Origin of the sequence: Lysinibacillus sp. KCTC 33748, assembly GCF_002237755.1 — a bacterium.
Classification (GTDB): Bacteria; Bacillota; Bacilli; order Bacillales_A; family Planococcaceae; genus Lysinibacillus.
The window spans coordinates 17945-41343 of the sequence record NZ_MWSJ01000034.1; the positions used below are offsets into that span (position 1 = coordinate 17945).

3 protein-coding genes are annotated in these 23399 nt (G+C 35.3%); all 3 read left to right on the forward strand.

The genetic code is table 11. The annotated features are described in order from the left end of the window. The first annotated feature begins 28 nt into the window (after positions 1–28). Genes B1B04_RS24005 through B1B04_RS24015 form a run of 3 tightly spaced genes read left to right on the forward strand, consistent with a single transcriptional unit; the run spans position 29 to position 23399 of the window. Positions 29–5899: a non-ribosomal peptide synthetase gene (locus tag B1B04_RS24005; protein ID WP_079563946.1), complete on the forward strand. Its 5871-nt coding sequence runs from the start codon at positions 29–31 to the stop codon at positions 5897–5899. Continuing rightward, complete coding sequence (locus B1B04_RS24010; RefSeq protein ID WP_079563948.1) at positions 5877–12647, forward strand: non-ribosomal peptide synthetase; 6771 nt, start codon at positions 5877–5879, stop codon at positions 12645–12647. The genes B1B04_RS24005 and B1B04_RS24010 overlap by 23 nt, the downstream gene beginning before the upstream one ends. Then, positions 12648–23399: a non-ribosomal peptide synthetase gene (locus B1B04_RS24015; protein WP_079563951.1), complete on the forward strand. Its 10752-nt coding sequence runs from the start codon at positions 12648–12650 to the stop codon at positions 23397–23399.

Here is a 23399-nt window from a genome sequence, read left to right on the forward strand (position 1 = left end):
TAACTAGAAGGAGGCTTAGGAAAAGAATATGGCAAAAGCATACAGAATGAGTGATTCACAAAAAAGGATTTTTGTGTTGGAGCAGCTATTGGAGAACAGTACAGTTTATAACATACCTATGATGTTAGAAATCGAGGGGAATATTGATAGTTTACAACTAGAAAGGGCTTTAAATGAACTTACTATCAGACAAGAACTACTAAGAACTTATTTTGTTAACCACAACGAAAACTTCCTACAAATCATAGAGGAACGCTGTGAAGCTAATTTTAGTTATCTTGAAGCAAAAGAAGAACAAGTTACCAGATTATATGAAAAATTCGTTCGACCTTTTGATATGAATAAGGCACCGCTATTCAGAGTCCAATTGATAAAGATAAATCCTGAAAAGAGCATGATGTTTTTTGATATCCACCATTCTATTTGTGATGGCGGCTCTGTCGATGTATTGATTAAAGAATTGGAATGTTTGTACAACGGAAACACATTGCCAGAACTAACTATTCAGTATAAAAATTATAGTGCATGGAAGCACAAGCAGAGTTTGAACGTAGAAAAAGAATATTGGTTAAATGAATTGGAAGGACGAGAAACAACGCTTGATTTAAATCATGATTATCTACGACCGGCCAATAGAAATTTTGTTGGAAATAATTTAAAAAGCATTTTTGAAATAGAACAGACAGAGGCAATAAGAAAGATTGCAGATGAAACGAATGCTACAGAATTTATGGTTTTGTTATCAGCGTTTATGTTCTTTTTAAGTAAAGTTTCCATGGGGAAAAATGTGACTGTTGGGTTTCCTGTAAGCGGAAGAACACATCCAGATACATTGAATATGTTAGGTATGTTTGTAAATACATTAGTTATTCATCATGAAATTCCATACGAAGAGACTTTTCAAACGCTTATTCAAGAGATTCGTCAAAAATGCTTAAATGCTTATTCTTATCAAGAGTACCCTTTTGATGAGTTGGTTGATGAATTGAATGTACCGAGGGATCCATCCAGAAACCCTCTGTTTGATGTGCTGTTTTCAGTATCAGAAGATAATCTGTCATTATATCAGCTAGGTGAAGCAAAGATGAAACCAGTTGAAACTGAGTATAAAAATGCAAAGTTTGATTTAACTGTTAATCTTTGTCTGATTGATGGCGCCTATCATATTTATTGGGAATATGCTGCGGAATTATTTAAACCTGAAACAATTGAGTGTCTGAATCAGCGATTTCAATTTATATTAAAGGAACTGCTTACGAATAAGGAAACGATACTGAATGATATAAGACTGTGTAGTACAGAGGATTTGGAACAAATAGAATCGTTGAACAGTTTTAGTGATCTAGCAAAATATCATAATTTGAATGCTCTGTTCGATCAGCAGGTGAGGGAAAATCCGGATAAGACCGCTTTAGTTTTTAGAAAAAATGAGCTTTCATATAAAGAACTTGATCAGCGAGTAATGAAAGCTTCCGTGGCTTTAAAAAATAAGGGGATTGAGCCGGGACAGTATGTAAGTTTTATCTCAACAAAGGATATCGAATCAATCATAATAATGTTAGCTGTAGTAAGAATCGGTGCTGCTTATGTACCAATTGATCCAAAATATCCAGAAAAACGTGCTCAGTCGATTGTTACAGACAGCGGTTCAGATTATTTGATTGTAATCGATCATAAAGTTTCTGAGTTTTCCTTTATACAGGGAGCAGAAATAATCGCTGCTTCTGATCTAGAAACTGAGCCAACGGAATTATCAGATTTGGAAATAGAAACGACGCTTGATTCAATGGCTTATATGATCTATACCTCGGGAACAACCGGGACCCCAAAAGGTGTAATGATAACACATCGTAACATCATTCGTTTAGTCAAAGATACTGATTACGTTGATTTCAAGGATGTTCGTTTACTTCAAACTGGCTCATTAGCTTTTGATGCAGCAACCTTCGAAGTTTGGGGAACACTCTTAAATGGTATGACACTGTTTTTAGCAGAAGAAGATGCATTGTTGGATGTGGATAAATTCCATCAAATTATTGATGAATATCAAATTAATACACTATGGTTAACCTCTAGTTTATTCAATGAATTTGTATCTCTCAAGAGTTCTTTCGGAGAGTCTGTAAAGCAGTTGTTGATTGGTGGAGAAAATCTATCTGTTAGACATGTTAAAAAGTTTATCAGCCATAACCCGACAATAAAACTGATTAATGGTTATGGACCTACAGAAACAACAACGTTTGCTCTGACAAATGAAATTACAAAAGCGGAAGGATTACGGATTCCAATAGGAAAACCAATCGGCAATACAGAAGTTTATATCATGCAGGATGAGCAAATTTGCCCTGTTGGTATAAAAGGTGAGATTTGTATTGGAGGTCAAGGTGTCAGTCGAGGATACTGGAACCGCCCTGAAATGACAGCAAACAGCTTTGTTTCACATCCATTCAAATCTAATGAACAGCTATATAGAACGGGTGATTTGGGATTCATCAACAGTGATGGGAAAATTGAATGTATCGGCAGAAAAGATAAGCAGATTAAATTAAGAGGTTTCCGAATTGAGTTGGCTGAAATTGAAAAGGAATTACTTCAAATTTCCAACGTAAGAGAAGCAGCTGTTATTTTATCAGAAATCGAGAATACTCCGATTCTTTGTGCTTATATTGTCTGTGAGGAAACCGTAACTGAGAATATAATCAAGGCAGAACTTCATAAAAGATTACCTGATTATATGATCCCATCTCAAATGATTATGTTGGAAACTTTGCCGAAGACAATCAATGGAAAATTAGATTCGATAAAATTACCTAAGCCTTCATTATTGATGACAGAAGCGTTTGTAGCTCCACGAAATGAGCAAGAGGTCTTAATAGCTGATGTGTTTAAAGAAATTTTCAGTTTAGAAAAAGTCAGTATAAATGATAGTTTTATTGATTTAGGTGGAGATTCAATCAAAGCAATCAAGGTAGTATCAAAAGTTAGAGAACAGGGATATAAGATTTTGGTCAGTGATATTCTGAGTCTGAAAAGAGTAGAAGGAATTGCTCAAGCTTTGATGATAGAGCAAGAGGTAAAATACGCTCAAGGAACTGTTTCAGGTAAGGTTAATCTGACGCCGATTCAGAAAACATTTTTCAAGAGAAAAATGACTAAGCAGCATTATTTCAATCAGTCGCTGCTGATTGAAGCGGATGAAAAAGTTGACTGCAATATATTAAGAGCTGTATTGAATAGTTTGGTCAAACATCATGATAATTTAAGATCAACTTTCAAAAACGAAGAACAGGTAATACACGATTTTACTGAAGAAGGATTTTTTGATTTGCAAGTCATTGATTTACGTAAGAATGATGCATGGAAAGAAGAGCTGATTTACCAGGCTGAACGTATCAAGAGCAGTATCAATCTTAAATCTGGTCCTTTATTTAAAATTGGTTTGATTTATACAGACGACAAGACATTTTTACTATTTTCGTTCCATCATTTGGTGATGGATGCAGTGTCCTTAAGGATTTTATTTGAAGATTTCCAAAATGCTTACGCAACACAGAAAAAAGGAGCATCAATTGTTTTACCTAAAAAAACAGCTTCCTTTATTGACTGGTCCAATTATCTAGAGAATGAAAAGAATGAAACAGCAATTCTGAAAACAAAAGATTATTGGACACAAGTAGAAAGTCAATTAATACATGCTGAGCTTCCTGTTGCACAGGAAATAGACGCTGATACTTCTTTTGACTGTTCAATTGTTTTAAATAAAGAGGATACCAAAAAGCTGCTTACTGAAATTTGTCATAAAACTGGAGCTGAAATGCAGCATTTATTGATGACAGCTGTTGCTAAAGCTGTAGGAGATGCAGGTAAACAAAAGAAAGTGGCACTGAATCTAGAAGGACATGGAAGAGAAATATTATCCAAACCGATTGAAACAGATCGAACAGTTGGTTGGTTTACAAGTGTTTATCCAATCATTTTTGATTTTTCAAAACAAGAGGTTTTACAGCAGCAAATAGGTTATGTGAAGGACGTATTTGAACAAGTTCCTCATGGAGGAGTTAGCTACGGGCTGACTGTCAATGGTGAAGTAGAGGAACCGTTCGCGGATATTACATTTAATTATTTAGGAGAAATGGAACGATCAGAGACGAAACAGATGGCATTTGTTTTATCTGATTTAGAGCATGGAAGGGATATAAGTGAAGAGAACAGTATTGGGGGAGCATTAGATATTACAGCTGTGCTTTTTGAAGGAAAAATGCATATTAATTTTTACCCGAATAAAGACAGATGGAAAAATATATCACTTTTGAAGAGGATCATTCAGGCAGCCTCAGAGAATCTACAAGAAATGCTAACGTCTAATTATTCAAATGCTTTTGTTGAGCAGAAGAGATCTATTTCAGAGAAAGACTCCATAATATTGGCTTTATCCAAGTATAAGAGGAAAACAGTCCTTTATACCCTGTGTACAGAAGAGAAAGAATATTCATTGTTATTTATAGAAAATCTGACCTATGAATTGAAGCAGGAAATCCAGCAGTATCTTTTCCGAAATGTTGAAATATCGAAAATCCCAGATTTTATTTTGCAATCGAAAGATATGACTTGGTTATCCCCTCAGATGAATGAGAAAGAGTTCAGACAGTTTATTTGTGAACATTTGTTCGAGGCGGAAAAGGAATCAGATTGTATAACTGATCAAGTAACAAAGCCGTTGAGAGTAGAAGAGACATTTAAACCAACAGTCCTTCAAAGATATTATTTAGAAGATGTGAGAAAGAATATCAAGGAAACCATTCATGTAGTAGGTGCTTATACTAAAGAACAGATTATTGAAGCTATTCAACTCATCTGTTCTCATGAGAATATTTTGCGTTCAGCTTATGATGGAGAAGAGTTGATTGTTTATCCATCTCTATCTAATATAGATTTTATTTCCCGTACGAGTTATCAGGGAGATGTGGAAGATTATTTGAATCAAGTAGTAGAGAACTATCCAATCGGTGATAAACCTAACACTAAAATGTCATTATTATGCAAATTTGTGATTATACAACATACTGAAAAACACTATGATATTCATTTTATCGGCTGTCACTCAGTGTGGGATAAAACAAGTACTGTTCTATTCCATAGAAAAATACTAAATATACTAGAGATGAATGAACCTCAGCAATCAGGTATTGCGAGCTTTAGGGATTATGCAGAAGAAATAAGAGATAAGCAGCCTCTGTCCTATCAAAAGGAAATTGAGGGCAGAATTCAGTTTGTAGAGGAATATTTATCTAAATTTGATAAAATACTGGAATTCGATTACTGTACAGTTTTCACGATAAAAATGGGCGCAGAAGTTGAAAGGCAGTATCAGAAGAGTCCATGGTTAATTATTCAGAAGATTATCAGTGAAATTATAAAAATTAATTTTTCATCGGATGATATTCCAGTGTTTTTATTACAAGAAGACAGACAGCAGTTATCTGGAGACTATCAAGGAAGAATAGGTCCATTTTTAGATCTTTTACCGCTGACTATCAATCAGTCAAAAGAGCTTGAAGAAGAAATCAGTCTTCTTCAATCGATAAAAAAAGAAGAAAAAATAAACTATTTAGAGTTGATGGCTTCAAGAAAACTTCATCAAACAGACCTGATCGAAAAAGTGCCTACTGTTAATTTCCAAGGAGTTTTCGAATTAGATTATGACAGTTTTCTTCTCTTTTCACAGATGACGACAAATCTAGTATCGATGGAAATATATATAAACAATTATGCAGATAATTTGTTAGTATCCTTACCGGTGAGAAAAAATGAAGAAAGTCTTGTGAAAAATTGTTTAGACAATTTAATGGATGATCTGGAAAAGAGGTTTATAGCAAATGACAAAAAAATATATGTTTAGCATAAATGCAGACTATCACAGTCAAAGTGTTGATGAATGCGAATTGCAGAAAGACCTCATCACTGCATGGTCTGTTTATAAAGAGGTTGATCGTTTTTTACTGAATAAATCAGTTTATTTAGTGAAGAAGACAGGGGTATATGTGCTGAATGAAGGAGAAATAGAAAAAACCGACACAATAACAGACGGTATTTTTCTATATCAAGCTGACATCATAGAGAAAGAAGTTTTACAAGGGAAAGAAAATATAGGTGTAGCTTACCAGAAACATAAAGATCAGAAAACTATATCATTTTCCATCACAGCTGACTCAGTGACAGAAGAGCAAGTAGGTTTATGGTGTGAACGAATTGAATTGCTTTTAGAAAAAATAAAAAAGGCTGATTCTGCGGACCAGATGACTACACAAATGGTTTCAGATTCAGAAAAAAATAAAATTCTAAGTAATTTCGTAAAAGCTGATGAGCCATTTGAACTAAAGGATTATTTAATTGATTATCTAGAAGAACATGCAGAGTTACACGGAGAAAGGAAAGCTATTTCTTTTGGTACATCATACTTGACTTACCGAGAACTAAATGAGCGTGCCAATCAAATTGCTTATGAACTGGTGGCAAAAGGTGTTAAACCTAATGAAGTTATTGCGTTAATGTCAGAGCGGTCCTTGGACATGATTATTGGCATTTATGGAATATTAAAAGCCGGAGCGGCCTATTTGCCGATTGACTTAAGCCATCCGAAGGAACGTATTTCATTTATGTTGAAAGATGCGGGAGTCAATGTAATTTTAACAGGATTACTACCAGCTGATATGGAGCTGAATAGTCAATTTGATTTGATCAACGTTGTTTCCATAGCAGAAACAAAGAATCAACCTTGTTCAAGTCCAAAAGCACCTCGGGGAGATTTGGCTTATGTCATTTATACATCGGGGACTACTGGACAGCCAAAGGGTGTACTTTTGAAACAAAGCGGTGTGATCAATTTGGCAGCTTGGCTTACAAAGTATGGAGACTATACCGAAGATACGAAAGTTTTACAAAATTTCAACTTTATTTTCGACGGATCCGTTCCTGAAATTTTTTCTTGTGTTGTTTCAGGATGTGAGCTTCATATTTTATCTGATGAAGAAAGAAAAGATCCTGAAAAGTTATTATCTTTGCTACCAAACGCCCAAATCACAATGGTACCCTCCATTTTCAGGGAACTTTTGGACTATGCACAGAAGCATCAGAAAGTCGAACAGCTGAACAGCTTTGATCACTTATTTTTAGCTGCTGAACCAGTAACACAAGAGTTGATAGAAATATACAGCCGCTTACCAGGAGCAAAATTGGGGAAGCTTCATAATAATTACGGTCCAACAGAGGCAACCGTTTGTGCCAGCTCATTTACTTTTGATGAATCTATAGATGGTCAGATCGTTCCTATCGGCAAACCAATTTCAAATGTCCATATTTTTATTTTGAATGGTGATGCTCTTTGCGGAATAGATATGATTGGTGAGATTTGTATAGGAGGTGCTGGTGTAGGTGAAGGATATCTGAACAAAGCTGAAATGACCGCAAGGAAATTCGTTAGGATCCCTGAATTAGGAAATCAACGTTTATATAGAACGGGTGATCTGGCATATTGGGATAAAGACGGTCAAATTATTTTACTTGGACGCAGTGATGATCAAATAAAAATTAACGGATATCGAGTGGAAACAAATGAAATAGAGTATTATTTACGGAAATATACTGGTGTAGTTGATGCTTTAGTAATGATTCAGTCTGTTCAAGGACAGTTAGAAATATGTGCATATTACGTGAGTGAGAAGGAAATTGAAGAAGGACATTTTTATCAAAAGCTGAGTCACTATCTCCCTGATTATTTGATGCCGAAACATTATATCAGGGTGTCCGAATTTCCTAAGACACTGAACGGAAAAATCGCCAAGCAAGAACTACCGATTCCGAAGAGAAAGAAAAAGATTAACAATGATAGAAAACTGACAGTAAAAGAGATGCTTGTTATTGAAGTAATGGAAGAAGTGCTTGGGCATGAGGGAATCTCTATAGAGGATAATTTTATTGCTTTAGGTGGAGATTCAATCAAGGCGATTCGAGTAGTATCTCGTATTCGTCAGAAGAACTACGACATCTCGATTAAGGTAATCATGAAAAACAAAATATTGAAGGATATTGCAAAAGAGATGGCAGAGCGTACAAAGATGGCTCCAGAAAAAGATGATTCAACCGGTCTTGTTCCATTGACTGCTATTCAAAAAGAATTTTTTGCTAGTGATTTACCGTTTCCGAATCATTTCAATCAGTCGATCATGTTATCCACAAAAGAGCAATTGGATCTTTCTATTTTAAAACAATCATTGGAGAAGTTAACTGAGCACCATTGTGTTTTACGAACTGTTTATGAAAAAGGGGAAGATCATTCAATTCAGCAAATAGTTAAGCAGATTGGAGAGCATGACTACTATGAATTGTTTGAATTTGACTATTCGCTGGATAATGAAGGGATGACTGAGGAAGAATATTTAACCAAAAAAAATAATGATATTCAGGAAAGTATAACGATGTTTAAACCGCCTTTATTCAAGGCCTCGCTGATAAAAGGAAAGAAAGAAAATTACCTGATGCTGACGGCACATCATTTAATTGTCGATGGTGTCTCTTGGCGGTTGATTATTGAAGATTTGAACACCTTGTATAAGAGTTTAGTAAAAGGAAACGATATTCAGCTATTAGATAAAACAATCTCTTTTAAAACGTGGAGTAACAAAATTCAGAAATATCTATCAAATAAAGGGCTGACTAAAGAAATTGATTATTGGCTAGATGTTGAAGAGAAGATTAGAAAAATAGCACCCCCTTCCAAACCAGTGACTGGAAAAGTACAGCAAATGGTGCATCAAACAGTCACTTTCTCTCAAACATTTACTGAAGATTTGCTCCTGAATTCTAATCAGGCATACGCAACGGAGATGAATGACCTTTTGTTGACCAGCCTATTCAGAGCAATGGCAGCCGTACAGCCATCTTCTATTTTGGGGGTATGCCTAGAAGGACATGGTAGAGAAATATTAGATGAACTGATAGAAGTAGATAGGACAGTCGGCTGGTTTACTAGTGTCTATCCGGTAGCTGTTGAAAACTTAGAAGAAGAGTTACCGGTAGCGATTAAACAGGTCAAAGAACATCTGCGAAGAGTCCCTAAAAACGGTATTGGTTATGGAGTGTTAAGTCAGCTAGGTGATGTTGGTCTTAACAATATAAAGCCAAGTATTACATTCAATTATCTAGGTGAATTTGCTGATGATTCTTCAAATAAAATGTTTCAGCTGAGTAATAGTTTTTTTGGTAAAGAGGTCCATGATGAAAATATCTTTGGTACTAAAATTTCTATTAATACTGTAGTGATAGAAAAGAAATTCTCATGTACATTCAGTTTTGATCAAGCATACTTCTCAGAAGAATATATTAATAATTTAAGCGAAAATTTCCAAAGAGAGCTGAAGAACACTGTCCAACATTGTGTAGAACATATTGACCGAGTCAACTGTACCCCGTCTGATTTTGGTGAATATGTTTGGAAGATATCAGAATTTGAAGCAGTACAAGAGACACTGGAGCAAAAAGGATTGACTGTTGCATCGATTTATCCCCTGACAAGTACTCAAGGCGGAATGTTATATGAAACATTGAAAAATCCTTTTCCAGGGAAATACATCGTGCAGAATGTATTACGGATTGTTGAGGATGTAGATACTATACAGTTAGAAAAAGCTATAGAATTACTGGCAAAAAAATATGGTGTTTTAAGATCGAAAATTATCTATCAGGAAGTCGCAATACCTAGACAGATAAAACTTGACAAGACGGACCAGTTATTCGTTTTTATAGATGCCTCGAATAAATCAGAAGTTGAAATACAGGAAATTATCGATAATGATGCACAGAAAGAAATAACTTTTGAAATGGAAAAACTGGTTCAGTTTACCTTGATCAAAACAAAGAAAGATTACCTGTTGCTATTTACTTTCCATCATATATTAATGGACGGCTGGTGCGGTCAACTTATTTATAGAGATCTGATTGCCTTTTATGATAAGCTCGAAGAATTTGATTTTGAAAGTCTTTACAGTACTCAAACTGAAAATAAAGTTTTTGAAGAATTCACAAGACAGGATGCTCCGGAGTCTTTAGATAAGCAATACGAATATTGGAACAATGTTTTATCTGCATTGGAACCGGCCAGAGAATTTCTGACAGGACCAGAGAAAATAACTTCAGAAACGACACCAGTTAAACTGCTATTAACTGAAAAGGAAACAGAAAAGATAGAGCAATTCTGTCATAAAAATGCATTGACAGTCAGTTCATTTTTTGAAATTGCCTGGGGAGTACTTCTTCAAAAATATACATTTACTAAAGATATTGTTTTTGGAAAAGTCGTTTCAGGCAGAGAGATAGCGATAGAAGGAATTGAAGAAAGTGTAGGCTTGTTTATTAATACGGTTCCTGTTCGAGTAACAGATAAAAATGGGAAAAGAATATCTGATTTATTTGAAGAACAAACGAATCAGAATATGGTCAGTATTGAGAACAGCCGCTGTTCCCTGAGTGAGATTCAGCGGCAAAATAACATAGAGCTGAAAAGTCTGTATGAGTTTTCGACCTTTGGTGATAAGGAGTTCGGTCTTCCGAATAGTACTATAACATTGCAACTAGAGCAGGTGAATGAGCGTGCTGTATATCCGCTGACATTAAGCATCAAGCATATGGATGTACTGACAGTTGAGCTACTCTATGATCATCAAAAATACAATAGAGATTCTATTTTACGCATGAGTCATCGATTATATGTACTATTGATGAACTTGATGAAAAATGAAAATGATTTGGTAGCTGACCTATTGTTATTAGATGAAAATGAACAGCAGCAAATATATACAATCTTTAATCAAGAAACCTCTCCACCTGAAAATAAAACTAGTCTGAGTCAATTATTTATAGAACAAGTAGAAATGTATGCTGATAAACCAGCTGTTCGAAATCTAACTCGAACTTGGACGTATAAAGAATTAGATAACTGGTCAGATCATTATGCGGCGAGACTGAAGGAACTTAAGCTATCACCTGGCGCAGTAATTGGAATTGAAGCTAATCATAATGTAGAAACGATTATAGGGATTTTGGCGATCATAAAGATTGGTTGCGTATATCTTCCTATTGACGAGACGGTTCCTCCTCTACGAGCCCGCTTTATGTTGGAAGATGGGAATGCAAAAGGTTTAATTAAAACAAGTTCTAAAAAGTACAGCTATGAAGATAATTATCAACAAATAAGAATTGAATCAGTAGAAAGTGCAATTCCTTGTAATTCGGAGAAAATATCTGACTTTTATCCAGGGAGCCATGCCTATGTGATGTATACTTCTGGAACTACTGGACAGCCAAAAGGAGTTCTTATCGGGCAATCATCCGTCATTAATTTGGTGAAAAATTCCAACTACGTGCAATTGGATCAGAAAAAGATTATTCAAATGGGCTCTCTTTCTTTTGATGCGTCAACTTTTGAAATATGGGGCAGCTTATTAAATGGTGGTTGTTTGACCCTTTGTAAGAAAGAAGAATATATAGACGACGCTATATTGGCTGATATTATTGACAACCATCAGATTGATACGATGTTTATCACTACAGCATTATTCAATAAGTTGATCGAATTAAATCCAACAATATTCAAAAATATTGAACAACTCTATGTTGGAGGGGAACAAATATCAAGATCTCATGTTGAAAAATATTTACAAACAGGATTGGGTCGGATTCACAACATATATGGACCAACTGAGAATACAACGTTCTCGCTATTCCATCTAATTGATCCAAAAGATGATTTACAGTGTATACCTATTGGTAAACCGCTAAAAAATACTAAAGTCTTTTTGTTGAATGGAAAATCTGTTTGTGGTGTGGGAATGATTGGCGAAATATGTTTAGCAGGAAATGGTCTTGCTATTGGATATTTAAATAATCCGGAATTGAATGCAAAATCTTTTACACAATGTGAATTAGGAACAAAAGAACGAATCTATCGAACAGGAGATCTTGGACAATTGCTACCTAATGGTGAAATTGTATATGTGGGTCGAATCGATAAACAAATTAAAATTCGAGGTTATCGCATTGAATTAAATGAAATTACAAATAAACTGAAAGGAATTCCCGGAATCCAAAATAGTTTTGTTACTGTTGTAGAAAATGCAGGGAAAAAGCATATTGTAGCATATCTTATCGGTGAACAAATGTTGGAGGTAGTCAAAGAAAATCTGTCTGAGGCATTACCGGGATATATGATTCCATCAAAATTTATTTGGGTCGACGAGCTGAAGTTGAATTCTAATGGAAAAGTAGATGAGAAATTATTGCCAGAAGTGGACTTTAATGAAGAACAAGAGATTGTTCTGCCAAGTACGAGAGAAGAAGAAGTTGTTGCAGGTATTTTCTGTCAGGTTTTAAAACTGGAGCATGTTTCAGTAGAAACTTCTTTCTTTGAATTAGGTGGACACTCTTTACAGACTATGGAAGTTATTCGTGGAATCAAAGAGCAATTGAATGTTTCGCTACCATTAGAGGTTATCTATACAAGCGAGACAGTTCGTAATATATGTTTAAAAATAAATAAAAATCAAGAAATCGGCTGTGACTTTGAAATAGAAGCAGCAGAAGAGCTGGAGGTTTGAATGAAAAAAAGTTATAGAATGTCAGGAGCGCAGAAAAGGATTTTTGCTTTAGAAGAAATACAAGAGATGAAAAATGCTTATAATGTACCTATGATATTTCGTATAAATGGCTTGATTGATACACAGCAAATGTATGCAGCTTTGGAAAAATTACACGAGCATAACGAAGTACTACGTACAAGTTTCATTCATACAAAAGAATTATTTGTTCAGCAAATAAGTGAGAAAGTTCAGCCGATTTATCATTATAACGAACAAGAAACAGTTGATTTAAGGAAAGAACAGAAAAAATTTGTTCAAGCATTCGATCTAGGCGAAGCGCCGCTTATGAGGACAAAAGTCTTGTATGACAAACAATTAAATATCAGCTATCTGTTTATGGACCTCCATCATATCATTTATGATGGGGGGTCTTATGAGACTTTACTGACACAGTTGACCCGCTTCTATAATGGAGAAGAGGTTTTAAAGGCCGAACTGCAGTTTAAAGACTTTGCTGCTTGGCAGGAAAAGCAAAATTTACAGGCTGATGAGACGTATTGGCTAACAGAATTCATGGACGAGGTAGATTCTGCTGAGTTGAAAACTGATTTTCAAAGAACTCAGGAGCGAAACAATACAGGAAACTATCTTGAAATACCCTTAAGTGACGAAATCATTAGGCAGACGAATGATCTAAGCAAAAAAATGGGTGTTTCTAATTATGTAATTTTTATGAGCGCATATATGCTACTAATCAGCCATTATTCAAGAAACGAAGAAATTATTTTAGGAACACCGATGTCAGGCAGGGTTCTGGCTCCGACAAAAGATATGATTGGGATGTTTGTAAATACCGTAGCAATTAAAGCGGAAATTGAAAATAATGCTACATTTAATGATTTGGTTCAGCAAGTCAATAAAAAAGTTACAGGAGCTATTCAACATCAAGCGTATCCTTTTGAAAAGTTGGTTGAAAAGATTCCACATCAAAAAGATCGTTCGCGCAACCCTATTTTTGATTTGTTTTTTGCTTATCAAGTCAATCCTGCCTCCACTTTTTATTTTGATAAACAACGTTTAGAATCAATAAAATATGAAAATGAGACAAGTAAATTTGATATTAGTACGGTTATCATAGAAGAAGATGGGAAGGTATTTGTTGAATGGACCTACATGGAGGCCTTGTATAAGAGATCGACAATTCAGCGATTAGCCCATCACTATCAAACATTACTTGCTGATGTTCTTGATAATCCAATGAAAAAAGTTGGAGAAAGCTCTATGGTTGACGCTAATGAGCAAAATTTGATGTTAAAGGAGTTTAGTATAAATTCCTCCTTGTCATCAGATCGTAGGCTAGATAAAAAAGGCGAAACAATTAACTCTATGTTTGAAGAAATAGTAAAAAAATGCCCAGATAAAATAGCTTTGATGATGGGGACAGAGCAACTTACCTATGCACAGCTGGTTGAAAAAGCAAATAGAGTTGCTCATATAATACAGCAAAATCATAAAGCAGAAGATTTTTTAGTTGGAGTTTATCTAAAGCCTTCGTTGGATACAATTATTTCTATTTTCGGTATATTAAAATCTGGAAGGGCGTATATTCCTTTGGATACTGAATATCCACCGGAACGGTTGCGATATATCTGTGATGACAGTCGGATAAATACAGTTATCACGAATAATCAAAGTTTAAGCAAAGAATTAGAAGAATTAAAGTTAACAGTCATTAATATGGATCAGCTGCAGGAAACTAAATCGAAAGTTATCGTGGAAACAGTTAGTCCTGAAGACCTAGCATATATCATTTATACCTCAGGTACGACCGGAAATCCTAAAGGAGTAATGATTGAGCATCATTCAGTAGTTAATTTGGCCAAATGGAAAAGCAAGTTTGGTGAATATAATGAAGAGGCAATTATTCTACAAAATTTTAACTATATTTTTGATGGTTCTGTTTGGGAGATATTCCCTCCGCTATTAAGTGGTAATACTTTAGAAATTGTTCCAGAGGAGTGTCGAAAAGAACCAGATCGGTTATTGAAATTATTGCCGAATAGACATATTACAATCGTACCGACTTTGTTCAACTCACTTCTCGACTATGCAAAGGAAAATGACATGGTTCATTTATTGACTCAGATGAAACGTGTTTATTTAGCAGCAGAACCTGTTACTAAAGATATTCTCGATAAATATAAGAATATCTGTAAGGCTGATTTAAGTAAAATATCCAATTGTTATGGTCCAACTGAAGGAACTGTCTGTTGCTCAGCTAATGATTTTGGAGAAAACAATATCGTGGGCTCCAATCAAATTGGCGGGCCAATAGCCAACGTATCGATATATATTATGAGAGACGATCAGCTTTGCGGAATTGGTGTACCTGGTGAGCTTTGTATTGCAGGCAGTGGTGTTGCTAGAGGCTATTTAAATAAATCTGAGTTGACTAAGGAGAAGTTTCTACCTGATCCATTTGTGATTGATCAGCGATTATATCGCACAGGAGATTTAGCTCGTTGGGACGAAAAAGGAAATATTGAATATTTAGGTCGAATCGATGAGCAAGTCAAAATTCGAGGTTTTAGAGTTGAACTTTCAGAAGTGGAAGAGCATATTCGTAGGTTGTCTGGAGTAAAGGATGCTGTTTGTATAAAAAGTGTATTAAATCAGACAGAAGCTTTAGTAGGATATGTAATCGGTACTGCTGAAATGGATATGGAACAACTGAAAAAAGATCTTCAGCAAACTTTACCAGATTATATGGTTCCACAAGTTATTATGCAGGTAGACTATTTCCCGATGACGAGAAATGGAAAAATAGCTAAGCGACTTTTACCTGAGCCGAAAATCAGCCTAAATAAACAAATCATGATGCCTAGAACCGAAGAAGAAAGAGAAATTGTTGCTGTTTTTAAATCAGTTCTGGGTGTAGAAGATATGGGAATCGATGATAGTTTCTTCATGCTGGGAGGGGACTCGATTAAAGCGATTCGAATTGTTTCTAAGCTTCGTGAGTTAGGGATTCACTTTGATGTAAAAACAATCATGGAGCAAAAAACGATTATCAATATTCAAAATGCTTTAGGCGATTCTGAAGTAACTAAGATAGACCAAAGTGAAGTATCTGGTGTTTTCATTCCGACACCTGTTCAGCAAAGATTTCTCCAAAGCAATTTAGAAGAGCCTGATCATTTCAATCAAGCTATGATGTTTGAATACTCCGATAAACTCGATATTGATATATTAGAAAAAATGATGTTTGAATTACTGAAGCATCATGACCTTCTACGTACAATCGTAAAAGAACAGGAGCTGTATATTCGGAAAAGTGAAGAAATCACTGAGCAGTTGATTCAAATCAATGATTTGAGCCATATTTCAGATTCAAAGGAAAAAGAGCAGCTAATTGCTGAGCATGTTGATCAAATTCATCATGAAATAGACAGAACAGTGTCTATGGTTAAAGCAGCGGTATTTGAAACTGGCACAAAGAATTATTTATTCCTTTGTGTACATCATTTAGTGATCGATGGCATATCGTGGAGAATATTGTTGGAAGATTTGAATCATCTGTACGAAAAAATAAGAAAGAATTCTCCAGTTAGATTAGGACAAAAAACAGAATCCTATAAATCTTGGAGTGAACAGTTGAAACAGTTTGCCGGTACAGTACAGGCCCAGTCAGAATTACCTTATTGGAAAGCTGTTACTAATCGAGTGATAGAAAGCAAGTTTTTAAATTCTGATGCTGAAGGATATGAACAGGGGTATATTGAAGCTTCATTATCTCAAGAGCAGACTGAGCAATTACTTTATCAAATAGGTAAAGCTTTTAATACTTCTGTGTTTGAAAGTATTACGGCTGCATTAATTCGGTCGTTAGGTCAGTACCATCAGAAAAAACAGGTATCTGTATTGATTGAAGGTCATGGACGTGAAGACTTATATGAACGTATTCATATAGACAGAACAGTTGGCTGGTTTACCTCTACGTATCCTATTGTTGTGGAACATGGAGAGAAAAGCATTCGGGAAAGCTTTGGACAAATCAAACGAGCTTTACAAGGAGTTCCTAATAAAGGGATCGGCTATAATTTACTAACTGCTTATCAAGAGGAAACGGCATTTGCTGAGCCAGAAGTTACATTGAATTATTTAGGACAATTTAGAAATGAAACACTTTCAAATGAAGATCAATTTAAAATCAGTGATCTTCCTGTAGGAGAGGAATTCAGCTCTAAGAATAATTTTAGTACACCTATTTCCTTCAATATAGTTATCATCAATAATCAGATGGACATAAAAATACTGTTTAATGCTAAAAAAATCACTAAACTAGAAATGGAAGATCTACTGAAACTATTTAAGGAGTCTGTTCTTGAACTTATTGGATACTGTCAGAAAGAACTTGAAAAACCACAGACTTACCAAGAACTGATTCTGCCTGAGTTGGAATTGGAACGTCTTGTTGCTTCAGTTGATGGTAGCGGTAGAAAAATTGAGAAACTGATTTCTTTAACTGCAATGCAGGAAGGAATTCTATATCATTATTTATCTGAGCCTCAATCAACGAATTATATTGTGCAATCAGTATACAGTAATCCGAAAAGATTTGATGTAAAAGTAATTCAAGAAGTTCTTGATCTATTGAGTAAAAAGTATGAAATCATCAGAAGTCGTGTTGCATGCAGTCAATATTCTGAGCCGAGACTAGTTATTTTGAAACAAGATGATTTATTGCTTGATGCCTATACTTTGGATGAAAACGAGAAAATTGAAGAAGTTGCACAAAGGAAAATACTTCAGGGCTTTGATTTAGAAAATGAGAGTCCATTTAAATTAACTATTGTAGAGGGGCAGGAAATTGATCAAAATTATCTGATATTCACTTTCCACCATATTGCGATGGACGGCTGGTGTATGTCGATTTTATTGAATGATTTCACTAAGTTTTACGGAGAATTAACTACTGGTAAGATTGTCAAGGATTTAGAAGAAGAAGTGGAACAAAATAAACAGGCAAGTTTGAGTGATATCGTCAAGGCAAATGAAAGCCAAAATAAAACAGAAGCTAGAGAGTATTGGCGCGAGCTGTTGAAAGATTATGATGCAGTCAATCACATTTCTCCTTTTTATAAACAAGGTGAAATAAAAGAAGAAAGAATCCGTAAGGTAAGTAAGATAGATAAAAAAGTTCCTGCTGAAGTCAATCAAAAAATTAACCAACTGGTTAAGGGGTATGGGGTAACTAAAAATACTATTTTTGAGGCAGTCTGGGGCTTAGTTCTGCATAAATTCAATTATACAAATGATACAGTATTTGGGAAAATCGTATCTGGTAGAGATATTGCAATTTCTGGAGCAGAAGAAATGTTAGGGCTGTTTATTAACATGATTCCAGTTCGAATCAGAACTGAAGAAGGAATGACTGTAGCTGAGCTATTGAAAAAAGTACAGGATCAGGCAATAAACTCTAGTGAATACGATAAATATCCATTGGCTGAAATTAACTTATTGACAGCTAGTCAGGAAAATTTAATACAAACAATGATCGCTTTTGAAAATTACTATAAAATGGAAGAAAATGCATCGGATTTGAATTTAGATTTGATTGATGCAAGTGAAGAAACTCATTATCCACTTTCATTAAGTGTTTATGAAAAAGACGGCTTGAATCTTTCGTTTTTATACAAGTATGATTTATATACTCAAAGTGAAATAGAGCGACTTTCCGGTTATTTTATGACTATATTAACGAAAATAGTCATAAATCCAGATGGTCTAATTGCTGATGTGGCACACACGGAGTCTCAACGAGTAGAAGAATTACTTCTATTAAATAATCAGCCAGTACCTTATCCAAGTGAACTTTCAATCGTTGAATTATTTAAAAAACAGGTATCCCTTTATTCGGATAAAGTTGTTTTAGAAGATGAATCGGACAGATTTACGTATGAAGAAGTAGATAGAATTTCTGATCAGATTGCTTCTGGTCTGGCAGAACAGGGAATTAAAGAAAAGGATATCGTTGGATTTATCTCAGATAAGCGTGCGGCTACTATTATTTTAATGGTCGGTATATTGAAAAGCGGTGCAACCTATCTACCTTTAGATCCTAACTATCCTGTAGAGCGAATGAATATGATTTTGACAGACAGCCAATGTAAACTATGTGTTGTTATGGAGGATGAAGCTAATCTGTTAGCAGTCCCAGTAATAAATTATAGTGAATTAATAAAGTCAGCAACTCAGGTCAGTCTGCCGTCGATTACGGCTTCTACTCCGGCGTACTTAATTTATACTTCCGGTACTACAGGAAAGCCTAAAGGGGTATTAATTAATCAAAGAAGTATCATTCGTTTAGTTATAAATACAAACTATTGTGATTTTTTGAATATCCGTTTACTTCAAGCTGGATCCATGGCTTTTGATGCGGCAACCTTTGAAATTTGGGGAGCCCTTCTAAATGGCGGCTATTTGTACGTTGCATCTGAAAACGGACTCAGCAATGTAGAGATATTTAAAGCAATGATTAAAAATCATGACATTTCAACAATGTTTATAACTACTGCTTTATTTAATTCATTGATTGACTTAGACAATAAAGCTTTTGAAGGTCTGACTCAATTGTATGTTGGCGGAGAAAAAGCTTCAGAGCAGCATATGAACAAGTGTTTAGTAGAAACACCGTCTGTAAAATTAAATAATATTTATGGACCTACAGAAAATACAACTTTTACTACCTATTATCCTGTAAAAGATATTGAAAAATTTCCATCTTTGCCTATTGGGAAGCCGATTTCCAATACACAAGTTTATCTATTTGATGTCTATGGACAGTTATGTGATGTGGGGATGCCTGGAGAGCTGATTATCGGAGGAGACGGGTTGGCTGAAGGCTATTTAAATCGTCCAGAACTGACGGAAGAAAAGTTTATTACCCATCCTTTAATCCCTAATCAAATATTATATAGAACAGGCGATATTGTTCGAATGAATGAAATGGGAGATATTGAATATCTTGATCGATCAGATGAACAGATCAAGATTCGTGGTTTCAGGATCGAATTGGGGGAGATTGTCAGTCGTCTTGTTGAGCTGAATGAAGTTCAGGAAGCTTATGTTACGGTCGAAAAAGAGACTGGAGATCCTCACTTGATTGCGTATCTTGTTGGAAAAGAAACGATTTCTATTGAAACTGTGAAGCAAAAGCTTCGGGAGGTATTACCGGAGTATATGATTCCAATATCGTGGATTCAATTACCTAATTTGCCGCTAAATAGCAATGGTAAAGTGGATAAGTTGAAGCTGCCTAAAATTGAACGAAAGTTGAATCAACCTGATGCTTGGGAAGCACGATCAGAAACTGAGAAGCTTGTGGGAACTATTTTTGAGGAAGTGCTTGAAGTCAGCGGAATTGGTTTGGAGGAAGATTTCTATAAACTGGGTGGTCACTCCTTAAGAACTATGCGCGTAATTAGTAAAATCGATGCAGTATTCAATGTGACTTTGACGATCAAGGAAATTAAAGAGTTAGCTACGATTTCAGCAGTTTCAAAAACTATTGATTCGGAAAAAATTCATAAAGAACAACCGATTATGCAGATAAAACCAGTTACCAATGAAACAGCTGAATATCTGTTGAGCCCTGCACAAAACCGTATGTATCTCTTAAGTGAGTTGCATAAAGAATCGACACTCTATAACATTCCTACAGCTCTTTCTGTTGAAGGTTTTGTTAATACGGTGCAATTGGAAAAAGCGTTTGTTCAGCTGATTGAGCGTCATGAATCTTTGCGAACAAACTTCTATTTGAAGGATGGTCATCCTGTTCAAGCGGTAAAGGATAAGATAACTTTCAAATTAGAGAGTAAAAAAGGGACAAAAGAGCAACTAAAAGATATGTATGACGATTTTGTCCAGCCATTTGATCTGGCAGAGGACTGTTTGATTCGAGCACTCTTTATAGAAATAACAGGTGGAGACAATATTTTATTGGTAGACATTCACCATATCATTTCCGATGGAGCTTCAACAACAATTTGGATTGAAGAACTGCTTTCTCTGTATATAGGAGAAGAGCTTACCCCAATAGAGCTGCACTATAAAGATTTTGCTGCCTGGCAGAATCAGGTCGATTTATCTGAACAGGAGAAATATTGGTTAGAAGAATTTTCAGGAGAAATTCCTACTTTGAATATTCGAACAGACTATCCAAGACCGAATATTCCAACGAATAAAGGGGAAAGTTTTATTAGTATAATGCCTGACGAGTTGAGGAACCATTTAAGAGCGTTTTGTCAGGAGCATAAATATACAGAATATACAGTATTGATGACTGCTTTCACACTGTTGCTGAGTAAATATAGCAGGCAGGATGAAATTGTTGTGGGAACACCTTTCAGTGGAAGAAACCATGAGGTTACTCAGAATATGCTTGGAATGTTCGTCAATACATTACCGATTCGTAACCAGATTGATGAAAAGCAAACATTTATTGACTTGGCAGACAGGGTTCAAGATAAATGTTTAGATGCTTTCCAAAATCACGCATATCCGCTTGAGGAATTGGTAAACAAGGTCACTGTTGTAAGAGACATATCCCGTAATCCACTGTTCAGTGTTATGTTTGCACTTCAAAATGACAATGATATAAAAATGCAGACTGCAGATTTTTCAATGTCATTCTTGGAAATTAAAAGTAAGGTTTCGAAATTTGACATAACATTGAGCATGAGTGAACTTAGTGGTCAATACCATTTATATTGGGAGTATGCGACAGATTTATTCAAAGAAGAAACAATATCCCGTTTATCTGAACATTTTCTATATCTTTTAGGTTCTGTTTTGAATGATCCGTTGGGAGTAGTGGGCACGGTACAGATGCTGCCAGAAAAAGAGCAGCAATTCTTACTGGAGAAAAATTATCAAAACTATGAACAATATAGCTCCATAACATTTTTGGATTATTTTAGAGAAGCAGTAGCTCGTTTTCCTGAGAAAAATGCTGTTAGATTCGAAGATAAAGTGATTACCTATAGAGAACTAGATGAGAAATCAACGATTTTGGCTAGTCAGCTCCGACGGAAGGGAATTCAATTAGAAGATATCTCTGCATTGGTGATGGATAAATCAATTGAAATGTTTATAGCGATGTTAGGGATAATTAAAGCAGGCGGTGCCTATTTACCTTTAGATCCTAAGCACCCAATCGACCGCTTGATGTTTATCTTGACAGACAGTCAGACTAAATTTGTTCTATTCAATAATGAAGAAGGTAAGCTTCTTAGTGAGCAGGCAGATGAAAACGTAATATTCATAAACATGAATGAAATGAATCTGACAGCTTCTGAGGATATTTTTCTCCCACCGGTTGAACCTAATCAGTTGATGTATGTCATCTACACATCTGGTACAACTGGAAATCCTAAGGGTGTTATGCTGGAGCACAGAGGAGTAGTAAACCTAATTCAATCATTGAACTCAATTTTGAAGGTTAATGAACAGTCTCTTGTTTTGCAATGTTTCAACTATATATTTGACGGATCGGTCTTTGAAATTTTCCCTTCTTTAGCGCTAGGAGCTACTTTAGATATAGTTTTAGAAAATGAATTGACTAATCCTAAAATAATGCTTCAAAAAATGGCTAACCATTTTGTTGTATTGACACCGAGTTTATTCAATATGATTTTAGATTATGCAATTGAAAGCGGACAAACTGAAAAATTAGTCGAGATTGAGACTTTATGTTTCGGTGGTGAGGCTGTTTCAATAGAGATGATCGATAAATATCGCAGTATAGCTGGAAGTGATCTTACTAAGCTGTACAACTGCTATGGTCCTAGTGAGGTAACAGTATGGGCTACAGTTCAGCAGTATTCAGAAGCGGAAGAGTATAAACAAAATTCGATCGGTTATCCAATTAACCAGACAAGTGTTCTATGTATGAATAACCATTTACTAAGTGGAATAGGTATCCCAGGTGAAATATATATTGCAGGATGCGGTCTTGCACGGGGCTATTTAAATAATAGTGAATTGACAGAACAGACATTTACATTTAATGACCAACTAGGACAACGTGTCTACCGTACCGGAGATTTGGGATATGTGAATGAGAAGGGTCAAGTAATCTATATTGGTCGAGTGGATGAGCAAGTAAAAATTCGTGGATTTAGGATTGAACTGGAAGAAATCGAACGTTGTCTGAAAGCTATTCCAACTGTCAATAATGCAGCAGTAACTGTTTACACTAATGAAAACGGAGAAAAGACATTATGTGCTTATCTTATTGGTTCAGAGGAGCTTCTAGATTCTGAAATCAAGTATGAACTGGCTAAACATTTACCAGGGTATATGCTTCCGGAATTTTATCAATATATTGAACAATTTAGTTTCGGTAGAACCGGAAAGCTGGATAAGAAGAGCTTACCTGCTCCAACGATGAAAAAAAGAACGGGGAATGAAGTATTACCAACAAATGAAACGGAAGAAAAAATCGTTCATCTATTTGAAAAAGTGCTACAGCAATCAATAATCAGTATTGAAGACGACTTTTTTGCAATGGGTGGGAATTCACTAAATGCTTCTGTTCTATCTTATAGTATAGAAAAAGAATTTAATAAGAAAATCCCTTTAATTGAAATATTCAAATTGAAAACTCCCGAAAAAATTGCAAGAATGCTAAATGATTTGGCAGACGTGCGGGAAGTATACGAAGAATTGCCAATGAATGGCGAATTGGAAGAGTTCGAAATTTTTTAA